At 43.6% G+C, this 11,629-nt stretch carries 10 protein-coding genes; all 10 read left to right on the plus strand.

The window, feature by feature from the left end:
* The first annotated feature begins 1 nt into the window (after position 1).
* The 10 genes from ACOMCU_RS08635 (at position 2) to ACOMCU_RS08680 (ending at position 11,629) form a co-directional block, all read left to right on the plus strand.
* Entirely contained in the window at positions 2-1,126 is a 1,125-nt protein-coding gene (locus ACOMCU_RS08635) for a conserved virulence factor C family protein (protein ID WP_010859096.1), read from the plus strand.
* Positions 1,127-1,502: 376 nt separating this feature from the next.
* Positions 1,503-2,732, plus strand: a complete 1,230-nt coding sequence (locus ACOMCU_RS08640; protein WP_421049942.1) for a M20 family metallopeptidase — start codon at positions 1,503-1,505, stop codon at positions 2,730-2,732.
* Complete coding sequence (locus ACOMCU_RS08645; RefSeq protein ID WP_421049943.1) at positions 2,729-3,823, plus strand: tartrate dehydrogenase; 1,095 nt, start codon at positions 2,729-2,731, stop codon at positions 3,821-3,823. The genes ACOMCU_RS08640 and ACOMCU_RS08645 overlap by 4 nt, the downstream gene beginning before the upstream one ends.
* 1 nt (position 3,824) lies before the next feature.
* On the plus strand, positions 3,825-4,571 hold the full coding sequence (locus tag ACOMCU_RS08650; protein WP_010859099.1) for an SDR family NAD(P)-dependent oxidoreductase: 747 nt from the start codon (positions 3,825-3,827) through the stop codon (positions 4,569-4,571).
* Between the two features lie 10 nt (positions 4,572-4,581).
* Positions 4,582-6,036 (plus strand): aldehyde dehydrogenase family protein, encoded by a 1,455-nt coding sequence (locus ACOMCU_RS08655; protein WP_421049944.1) that lies wholly within the window; start codon positions 4,582-4,584, stop codon positions 6,034-6,036.
* A 15-nt stretch (positions 6,037-6,051) separates the two neighbouring features.
* A complete protein-coding gene (locus ACOMCU_RS08660; protein ID WP_421049945.1) occupies positions 6,052-7,080 on the plus strand; it encodes an ABC transporter ATP-binding protein in 1,029 nt (342 codons plus the stop codon).
* Positions 7,055-8,032, plus strand: coding sequence for an ABC transporter ATP-binding protein (locus tag ACOMCU_RS08665; RefSeq protein ID WP_421049946.1), 978 nt, complete (start codon positions 7,055-7,057; stop codon positions 8,030-8,032). The genes ACOMCU_RS08660 and ACOMCU_RS08665 overlap by 26 nt, the downstream gene beginning before the upstream one ends.
* Before the next feature lie 99 nt (positions 8,033-8,131).
* Entirely contained in the window at positions 8,132-9,097 is a 966-nt protein-coding gene (locus ACOMCU_RS08670) for a P1 family peptidase (RefSeq protein WP_010859103.1), read from the plus strand.
* 20 nt (positions 9,098-9,117) lie between these two features.
* Entirely contained in the window at positions 9,118-10,671 is a 1,554-nt protein-coding gene (locus tag ACOMCU_RS08675) for an ABC transporter substrate-binding protein (RefSeq protein WP_421049947.1), read from the plus strand.
* A gap of 16 nt (positions 10,672-10,687) precedes the next feature.
* Complete coding sequence (locus tag ACOMCU_RS08680; protein WP_421049948.1) at positions 10,688-11,629, plus strand: ABC transporter permease; 942 nt, start codon at positions 10,688-10,690, stop codon at positions 11,627-11,629.

An 11,629-nucleotide genomic window follows, 5' to 3' on the forward strand; every position in this document is an offset into this window, starting at 1 on the left:
CATGAAGATTATGACAATTGAACCGACACCAAGTCCTAACTCTATGAAGATTATCGTGGATACAGAGTTACCGTTTGGTAAAAGCTTTAACTTTACAAAGGACAATAAAGACCAAGCCACTGGCGAGGCAGCGGCTATTTTAGCTATTGAAGGCGTTAAAGGCGTTTATCATGTAGCTGATTTCTTTGCGGTCGAGCGCAATGCGAAGTACGCATGGGAAGGTATTTTATCGAGTATTCGTCAAGTGTTAGGTGAAGATGTACAAGAATCTAATGACATACAGGTGGCCAATGAATTTTATGGTGAGGTGTATGTCCATGTCCAGTTTTACAAACAAGTACCACTGCAAGTAAAGGTCTTTGATAATCAGCGTGAACACCGTGTGAGTAGTGGGGAACGCTTTGTAGAAACCTTCAATAAAATTATTGAAACCGATGTGGATGAAAACTACATTTTCCAGCGTAAGTGGATTGACTATGGCGTGCGTTATGGGGAGCTTGAGGAAATTGCCGAAGCGGTGAAGCAAGAAATCGATGTGACCTATTCAGCGGAACGTTTAGCTGACATTGTGGCAACGATTAATGATGCAGAGAAAGTTAACCAAAAACCTGCTAAGTTAAAAATTTCTGTGGAGCAGTTTCAACAACCAGAATGGGAAAAACGTTTCCAATTACTCGACCAAATGGCTGATCCAGAACTAGACGATTTACCATTATTAGATTTAGCCTTGCAAGACGAACAAATGTCCATTCGTCGCCTGGCAACGGTTTACCTAGGCATGCTTGAAGATGTTGCGGTTGTACCGTATTTGGAAAAAGCTTTGCAGGATAAAAGTGCCGCGGTGCGCCGTACTGCTGGAGATTGCATGAGTGACCTAGGTTTAGTCGAGTTTGAAGAGGCGATGCAACAAGCATTACTGGACAAAAATAAGCTCGTTCGTTGGCGCGCGGCTATGTATTTATATGAAGTGGGCACAGAGAAATCGCTACAAGCATTAAAAGCAGCGCAAGATGATAAAGAGTTTGAAGTAAAACTCCAAGTGAAGATGGCGATTGCTCGTATAGAACAGGGTGAGGAAGCAAAAGGCTCTGTATGGAAGCAAATGACGCAATCTCGTCAACAATAATATTTAAGGAAAAATCAGCACTCTAATCATGAGTCGCTGGTTTTTTTATTGGGCAAAAATAGTCACTCGGGTAGGCAGTGCAATCCGCTCAGGTCAGGGGCAGCAACGCTCGGGTGGTCATAACAACTGCTCGAGTCAGGAGCATCATTGCTCAGGTTCCTAAGGATTTTAAAAAAATCCGGCGTTATAAAAAGTTCTTTCTAAAGTAAAATATATTGTTTTGTAGAATATTTCGTCGTAAAGTAGCAATTTTCAGTTAAACAAAAAGTTAATATGATTCTATGATTTATTAACATAATGTCTAATATATTGGTCTATATACCATGTTAAAATAAAATAAATTCTGAATATTCTTTTAAATAAGGGGGGCCTATGAATGACAGTAACAAGCTTAAAGACAACAGAATCCTATGTGCGTGATCGTGAAACGGTCATTGCTTTAACACAGAAACTCGTAAGAATTGACAGTGTATTTCGTGAAAATAATCCAAATGGCAATGAGGAAGAAGTAGCCAATACTGTAGCACAGTATTTACGAGATATCGGCATTGAAACCTATGTGGAGGAAGTTGTACCAGGAAGACCGAATGTGATTGGTATTATCGATTCGGGTAAACCAGGTAAGACCTTGTTATTTGAAGGACATACAGATGTTGTAACAGAAGGAAATCGTGAGGCGTGGACATATGATCCATTCGGTGCGGAGATTATCGATGGCCGCATGTATGGGCGTGGTACGAATGATACAAAAGGAAATCTTGCATGTATGATTACAGCTTGTCAGTCGTTGTTACTGGATCAGGAGGAATTTACAGGCAAGATTGTTTTGTGTATACCGTGTGATGAAGAAGGGTTAATGCTCGGCATTAAACACTTTATAAAAAACGGCTGGGCTGATGGGGTAGACGGAGCTATTATTTGTGAGCCGCAAGAAAACAATGTCTGTATCGCACAACGGGGAGCCATTCGGTTAAAGGTAGATATTTTCGGCAAAATGGCGCATGGAGCCATTTCTTGGAGTGGTATAAATCCTAACTGGCGAATGGCACGCTTTATTGTTGAGCTTGAAAAATTAGAAAAAGAAGAGCAGGCACGTCTAGGGCGTGATCCGATGTTAAACTGGCCGTCCGTTACGCCGACAATTTTGCGAGCACCTGTGAAAGGAGATGCGCAAATTAATGTCATTCCAGATCACTGTATGACAACGCTGGATATTCGGACCGTGCCGGCACAGGATCATGATGAGCTACTAGGGAAAATTGAGGCTATTATCAAACGTTTGCAAGCAGATGATGCTGATTTTAAGGCGGAGCTTACAGTGCTAGATAATCGTCCAGCGACCGCAACGGCGAAAGAAGAGCCTGTTGTTCAGGCCATTTACGAGGCAGTGGCACAAGTGACAGAAAAGGAGCCGATTTATAACGGTGTCCCAGGGGCAACGGATGGTACATTCCTCCATGTGCATGGTGTACCAATCGTGACAATTGGGGCTGGTGATCGTGAAATCCCACATCAAATTGATGAGTATGTCGATATTGAAGAATTGGCTGAAACAACGGCGATTTATCGTTTAGCGGCATTAACATTTTTAGCAGGTGATGCATGATGGTCAATACAATAAAAATCGCGGTTATTCCAGGTGATGGCATTGGCAAAGAAGTAATGGAAGAAGCATTGAAAGTTCTTAGCCAACTCCAAGAGCGAGATTCATCATTACAAATAGAAACAACTATTTTCCCATGGAGCTCGGATTATTACCTGCAGCATGGTTGTATGATGCCACAAGATGCCCTCGACACATTAAGGGGATTTGATGCAATATTGTTCGGTGCCATTGGTGATGCGCGTGTACCTGATGATGTCACGGTATGGGAATTAATCATGCCGATTCGCAAACAATTTCAACAATACGTTAATTTCCGGCCGATTAAGTCGTTACCGGGTATTGCTTCACCGCTTGCAAACGGTAAGGATATAGATTTTGTTATTTTCCGAGAAAATGCGGAAGGCGAGTATTCCAATAGTGGTGGTCGTATTTATCATAATCAACCACAAGAAATGACGATTCAAAATACGATTATGACTCGCATAGGCATTGAAAAAATTGTACAAGCAGCCTGCGATTATGCTTATAAATATGGCAAGTCGAAAATTACGAGTGCCACAAAATCAAATGCTATTATCCATACGATGAAGTTTTGGGATGAGCATACGAAAAACATCCTTGCACAAACCTCATCAGCGTTAACGTTGGAATCTATTTATATTGATGCTTTGGTGGCTTATTTCGTGGAGCGACCACAGGATTTTCAGGTGGTCGTTGCGTCGAATCTATTTGGCGATATTTTATCAGATTTAGGGTCTGCAATAGTCGGTGGACTGGGGCTGTCACCATCCGCAAACTTGAATCCCAAAAAAGAGTTCCCATCTATGTTTGAGCCTGTGCATGGCTCAGCACCGGATATTGCCGGAAAAGGGATTGCCAATCCAATCGCGCAAATTTGGTCTCTTGCTTTATTGCTCGGCTATATTGGAAGATCGGACGCAGAGGTGCTTATTGTAACTGCTATTGAAACGGTATTAAGAGAAGGCATTGTCAAAACAGCGGATATTGGCGGACAGGCGTCAACCGTTCAAATGGGTGATGCGATTTGTCAGGAAATTGCCAAAATGAAACTAGCAATAGGGGGTGTGTAGTATGGCAGTAGCGCAACTAGTTGTGATTGTGACAGGTGCTGGGGGAGGCATGGGGAAAGCTATCCTGCAACACCAGCTCGCACAGGGCAATATGGTCGTGGGGCTAGATTTATCGGTGGCCTCACTTGCTGAGATCGCGCATGAAAATTTGCAAACATACGAAGTAAATGTATTACAGGAGGAGCGCATTCAGGCAGTCTTTAAGGAAGTGTATGACACCTACGGACGTATTGATGGACTCGTCAATGCACTGGGCATTGCACAGGCGGCGACACCGATTGAGCAAGTTTCAATGGCTGAATGGAATCGTTTGATGGACGTGAATGTCAAAAGTTTATTTATTACAACGAAAGCGATTGTGCCATATATGAAGAAGAGAAAAAAGGGCTCGATTGTAACGATTGCGTCGATTTCTGCGGTGCGTCCTCGTCCAGGTTTGCAGGCATATATTGCTTCGAAAGGAGCGGCGGAAAGCTTTACAAGAGGGATGGCCATTGAGCTTGCCGCCCATCAAATTCGTGTCAATACGATTCATCCAGGGCCAGCCGATACACAGATGCTATCGCAATTTACAGCACATGGCGCAGATGTGGAACAAACGAAGCACGATGTCTTTGTGCAATCGGTACCTCTTGGACGCTTAATTGATCCAAGTGATATTGCAGGAGCAGTTAGTTACTTATTATCAGATGCAGCGAGCATGGTGACAGGGACGACTTTACATGTTGACGGTGGCCGAGGCTTATAGGAGGGATAAGATGCAAAAAATTCCAATGTTGATCAATGGTGAGTGGGTACACGCAGACGGTGAAGACTTACTACGTGTGACGAATCCGTCTACTGGTGAAGACCTCGCGCAAATCATTAATGCCAGTGAAGCACAGGTAGATGAGGCCGTCAGAGCTGCACGTCTGGCGTTTGAAAGTGAAGAATGGCGTCAGGTGAGGGCGTTTGAGCGTGGTCAACTGCTCGTAGAGTGCGCGCGCTATATTCGCCTGCATGCAGAGGAATGGAGCTTGCTAGAGTGCCGTGATGTGGGGAAACCATTGACACAGGCACGTGCAGATATTGAAGCGGCTGCTCGTTATTTTGAGTTTTACGGCGGCGCTGCGGACAAGGTTATGGGTGATACGATTCCGATTGAGGATGGACTTTTAAATGCGGTCGTGTTAGAGCCGGTAGGGATTACTGTACATATCGTGCCGTGGAACTACCCGATTCAAATTACAGCGAGAAGTGTGGCAGCGGCTATTGCCACGGGCAATGCGGTGATTGTCAAGAGTGCGGAAGATACGCCTTTGACGACACATGCCATGACCGAATGGTTTGCCGATAAATTGCCAAAAGGCATTTTCCAACATATTACGGGATTAGGGCGTGATGTCGGCCCATATTTAACATCTCATCCTGATATTAATCATATTACCTTTACAGGCTCGGTATTTACCGGCATTGCTGTGATGAAAGCAGCGGCCGAAAATATTGTCCCTGTGACATTAGAGCTGGGCGGGAAATCACCGAACATTGTCTTTGCAGATGCATCGATGGAACAGGCAGTGGAGGGGGTACTCCGATCCATTGTTCAAAATGCAGGGCAAACTTGCTCAGCGGGCGCGCGCTTACTCATTGAAGAGCGTGCAAAAGAGCCGTTTATCGCTCAGTTAGTCGAGAGATTCCAAGCATTAACGGTCGGTCCGGGTGAAGCGGATGTCGATATGGGTCCACTATTAAATGAGCGCCAATATACGAAGATTTCAGCCCTATTACAACAGGCGAAGGACGATGGCTATGTTATCACAGGTGGCGAAACATTGACGATTGCGGGCTATGAAAACGGCTATTATATAGAGCCCACGATTGTGGATGGTGTAGATGCGAACCATGCGCTTGCCCAGGAGGAAATTTTTGGGCCGGTATTAACCGTTTTGTCTTTTACAACGGTTGAAGAAGCGATTGCTATAGCAAACAGTACCGATTATGGATTAGTGGCAGGTGTGTGGTCAAAGGATTTAGATACGGCACATTATGTGGCAAGTCGTGTCAAGGCTGGACAAGTGTTTGTCAATAATTATGGGGCAGCCGGCGGCATTCAAATGCCATTTGGAGGCTATAAGAAGAGCGGCATAGGTCGTGAAAAGGGCTTTGTTGCATTGAGAAATTACACGCAAATGAAAAATATTGCGATACGCTATGCACCACCCAATCGGATGTGACAAGGAGGGAAGCGTGTGGAACGAGTACAAGAGCAGCAAGTGCTGTTAGAAGTGAAGCATTTAAAAATACAATTTCACTTAAAAAATGGCAAACAGGCAAAAGTAGTCGATGATGTTAGTTTTTCTATTCGCAAAGGTGAAACCGTGGCACTTGTAGGTGAATCTGGCAGTGGAAAAAGCATTACATCCTTGTCGATTATGCGCTTGCTTCCGATACCTCCTGGAGAAATCACAGCAGGCACTATTAAACTGAATGGCAAAAATCTATTAGATTATAAAAGTAAAGAGATGAGTCATATAAGAGGTAATGAAATTACTATGATTTTCCAAGAGCCGATGACATCGTTGGATCCTGTTTTTACGATTGGCAATCAGATAATTGAAGCCATTCGTCGGCATCAAAAGGTGTCCAAAAAAGAAGCATGGGAGCAATCGCTAAAGCTCCTACAAGAAGTGGGCATTGCCAACGCAGAAAAAATTATTGCTGAATATCCCCATCAGCTATCAGGAGGCATGCGGCAACGTGTCATGATTGCGATGGCGATGTCCAATAACCCTCAGTTACTAATTGCCGATGAGCCGACAACGGCATTGGATGTAACGGTGCAAGCACAAATTCTAAAGCTCATGATGAAAATGAAGAAAGAGCATCATTCCGCTATTCTGTTTATCACACATGATATGAGTGTTGTGGCAGAAACAGCCGATCGGGTCATGGTGATGTATGCAGGGCAAATCGTTGAAGAGGCACCGGTACGAGAGTTATTTCTAAATCCGAAGCATCCTTATACAAGTGCCTTATTAAAAACGATGCCAAGTCTTGAGACAGATGCAAAAAGATTACCTTCTATTCCAGGCACTGTGCCACCAGCTTATGCACTGCCAGATGGCTGTCGCTTTGCACCACGTTGTCCGTTTATGATGGCGAAATGCCAGCATATGCAGCCAGAAGTTTCTTATATCCAAGATGAGCATAAAGTACGCTGTCATTTATTCACAGAGAAAGGGGAGCTTGCGCATGACGGAGAAAGAAGTCTTACTTGAAATCAATCATTTAAAAGCTTACTTTCCTGTGAAACGAAAGTCGATGAAGGAAGAGAAAAAAGTCGTTAAAGCTGTTGACGATATTTCTATTGAAATCTTTCGTGGGGAGACCCTTGGTATTGTAGGGGAATCAGGGTCGGGCAAATCGACGTTTGGGCGCACGATTTTGCAACTTGTTGAACCGACAGCGGGCGAAATTTTGTATAAAGGGCAACCAATTCAGCATTTGAAGGGACGTAAATTGCAAAAATATCGCAATCAAATGCAAATGATTTTTCAGGACCCATTTGCCTCCCTAAATCCTCGCATGCGTATTGGCACCATTATTGAAGAACCGATGGCATTACAATTGTCGTTCACAAAAGAGCAACGGAAAGAACGAGTCAAGGAGCTTTTACAAAAGGTTGGTTTACCAGAAGATGCGATGCAAAAATTTCCACATGAATTCTCAGGTGGACAACGGCAACGTATCGGTATTGCGCGTGCACTGGCCATTAATCCAGAATTTATCATTGCGGACGAGCCCGTATCAGCACTCGATGTATCCGTGCAATCACAGGTCTTGAACTTGATGATGGACTTGCAAGATGAATTCCATTTGACGTATTTATTTATTTCACATGATTTAAGTGTCGTCAAGCACATTAGTGATCGTGTAGCAGTCTTGTACTTAGGGCGAGTGGTGGAAATTGGCACGAAAAAGGAGTTATACGCGCAGCCACTCCATCCGTATACGCAGGCATTATTATCTGCGATTCCTGTTGTGGATTTTGATGAGCCGAAACAGGTCATTCCATTGCAGGGCGAGCTACCGAGTCCCATGAATCCACCTGTTGGTTGTGTCTTCCATACGCGGTGTCCATTTGTGATGGAAAAATGTCAGCAGAAGCGCCCCACACTGCAAGACATAAATGAGCAGCAACGAGTAGCTTGCTTTTTATATGATAAATAAACTGAATTTTCAATATTAATTAGAGGAAAGCACTCATTGCTATCGATGATGAGATGGAAGAAGTCGTGGCATAAATTGATAAAAAACGAGGTGTTGACGATGTTTGGCAATATTACCGATGTGCCTGGTGTGAAAGTAGGACATGCAGAAAATAGGGAAGGCATCACAGGTTGCACTGCCATCCTTGTGGAAAATGGTGCAGTATGTGGGGTCGATGTACGAGGCTCTGCACCGGGCACACGTGAAACAGATGCGCTCGACCCGATAAATGAAATCGAGCTTGTACACGGTATTTGCTTATCGGGTGGCAGTGCATTTGGCTTAGATGCAGCAACAGGGGTTATGCACTATTTGGAAGAGCAAGGGGTTGGCGTTGACGCGGGTATCGTGAAAATTCCGATTGTACCAAGTGCAGTGCTGTTCGATTTATTTATAGGTGATTCACATACAAGACCAACAGCGCAAATGGGCTATGAGGCGGCAAAAAATGCGGTCGTTGGTGCTTTTGCGAACGGCAATACAGGAGCAGGCTATGGTGCAACGGTTGGCAAACTCGCAGGCCCACAATTTTGCATGAAAGGTGGGTTAGGCAGTACTTCTACGACTGGACAAGATGGTCTTGTTGTTGGCGCAATAGTAGCTGTTAATGCGGTCGGGGACGTTAAGGATCCGAATACAAGAGAAATCCTTGTCGGAGCACGTAATGCTGAAACAGCACAATGGATTGATAGTTGCGCTTATTTAGAACAGCATGCCCAATCACAAGCATTAGCTGGAATGAATACGACGATTGGCGTCATTGCCGTGAACGCAAAATTAACAAAAGCGCAAGCCAAAAAAATAGCACAGCTCACACAAAATGCACTGGCACGGACGATTTACCCTGTTCACACAATGCTGGATGGCGATACGATTTTCGTGCTAGGCACAGGCGACAAAACGTATCCGGTTGACTACATTGGGCACTTAGCGACACAGGTCATGGAAGAGGCTATTGTGGTTGGGGTCAAAGCCGCTGATAAATTGGGGGATGTTGAAAGCTATGTAAGTATACAAAGCACATAAGGCAAAGGGGGAGAAAAGGGATGAAGCAGACAAAGAATTGGATGTTCCTAATGTTGACAGTAATTGTAGGTCTAATCATGACTGCCTGTTCGAGTGATGAGGGGAAGGACGCAAGCCAAGGTACTACAGATGGATCGCTGGCAGATGTACCGCAAGCCATCGTGGTACGTGTAAATGATGACCCCGACTTTTTAGATCCACATAAAGCGACAGCATCAATTTCTTACCAAATGATTCTCAATATTTTTGAAGGGCTCATGGCGCCAGAAACGGATGGTTCGTTAAAGGAAGGCCTAGCGGAAAGCTATGAAATTTCCGAGGATGGATTAACCTATACATTTAAAATCCGTCCAGGTGTGAAATTCCACAATGGTGAGGATGTTACGGTGGAAGATATTCAATACTCATTTGATCGTTTAATGGGCAAGAATGGTGGCGAGAAAATGTCGAATAACTTCGATAATGTTGCGTCTACTGAAGCACCAGATGCTAGCACTTTTGTCATCACATTAAAAGAACCGAATTCAAACTTCTTATATTCATTAACAGCACGACAATCGGCAATTGTTCCGAAAAGCAATGATGGTAAACATAATGAAAACCCATTCGGCACAGGGCCATTCGCGTACGTGAAATATTCTCCAGGAACCAATTTGGAGTTAACAAAAAATGAAAACTACTGGAAAGAAGGCCTACCTTATTTAGATAAAGTAACGTTTGCTTTCCAATCAGACGATCAAGCAGCAATCATGAGCCTCATGGCCAACGAAGTTGACTTAACAAGTGTACCTTGGCAACGAGTAGGTGAAGTGGAGGGTAGCCATACTTTATCACATCAAAATAATAACTCATCGTTAATCGTGACATTTAATGAAACAAAAGCACCATTTGATAATGTCAAAGTACGTCAAGCCATGAACTATGCTATTAGCAAATCAGATATTATTGACTCCGTGTTTGCAGGTTACGCAGTACCGCTTGGCTCAAATATGAGTCCAGCGATGGGTGACTTCCAAAAAACGGGCTTAGAAAAAATGTATGCACAGGACGTGGAAAAAGCAAAAGCTTTACTAGCAGAGGCTGGCTATCCTGACGGCTTCAAAACAAAAATTACCGTTTCGTCGCACAATGATATGTATTCAAATATAGCGCAAATCGTTGTGGCTAATTTAAAGGAAATAGGTGTAGATGTGGAAATTGAGGTCGTGGAGTGGGGTATTTGGCTTGATCGAGTGTACTTTGGCCGCGATTATCAAATGACGACGATAGATTTAACGGGTCGTGCGTCAGCCTATGAAATTTTAAATGATTATATTTCAACGAATGACGGCGAAAACTTCTTCCTGTTTAGAAATGATGAGTATGACCAAATTATGACAGATGTCCTGAAAGAAACAGATCAGGCGAAACAGATTGCCTACTACCAACGTGCACAAGAAATCTTAGCTGAGCAAGCAGCGGCAGTTTATATCGCGGATTATCAAATCGTTTGGGGCTCAGATAAGCAAGTAACTGGTTTGAAGAGTTATCCATTCTGGTTCCATGATATGTCTGAGGTCAAGTTCTCTAACTAGAAAGGGATGAGCGCAAATGATGTATATAATACGTCGATTCATCCTGTTAATAACAACCATCCTTCTAGTGTCGATGATTACTTTTGGTGTTTTTCAAATTTTACCTGGTGATCCCGTTCGAACGATGTTAGGGACAGAAGCGGATCCCACACAAATTGAAAATTTGCGGTCTGAACTTGGCTTGGACCGCCCTCTTTATGAACAATATGGTGATTGGATGAAGGGATTATTGACAGGGGAATTAGGTAATTCAATTCGTTTCTCGATGCCTGTAAAAGATTTATTGTTTGATAGACTTCCTGTAACGATGTCGCTAGCGGGTCTCACCCTCATTATTGTATTAACCGTGTCGCTGCCGTTAGGACTGTTTGCGGCACGCAGACAAAATAAGTTAAGTGATGTGTCGTTATCGACTGTGACGCAAATTGGCATGGCCGTACCTTCTTTTTGGCTAGGGATGATGCTCATTTTATATGTGGGGATGCAATTTAGCTTTTTCAAAATTAGTGGCTATATTCCATGGTCACAAAGTGTATCTGGTGCGCTAAGTACGCTCATTCTACCGGCGTTAACGATAGCCATTCCACAGATTGCAGTCAATTTCCGCTACGTACGAACAGCGATTTTAGAGCAAATACAGCTCGATTATGTGCGTACGATACGGAGTAAGGGGATGTCAGAGCGCAATGTGATGTATAAGCACGTCTTGAAAAATTCCATGATTCCGATTTTGACGGTATTTGGACTGATTATGGCAGAGGTTGTTGCTGGGACAATCATCGTAGAACAAGTATTTTCATTGCCAGGCATTGGTCAGCTGCTGATCACAGCCATCAGTAACCGTGACTTCCCATTAGTACAGGGAATTGTAATGTATATTACAGTTGCCGTAGTCGTTATTAATTTTATTGTTGATATTTTATATTCCGTATTAGATCCAAGAATTCGATTGCGATGA

This window comes from Lysinibacillus sp. UGB7 (assembly GCF_049058285.1).
Taxonomy (GTDB): Bacteria; Bacillota; Bacilli; order Bacillales_A; family Planococcaceae; genus Lysinibacillus; species Lysinibacillus sphaericus_B.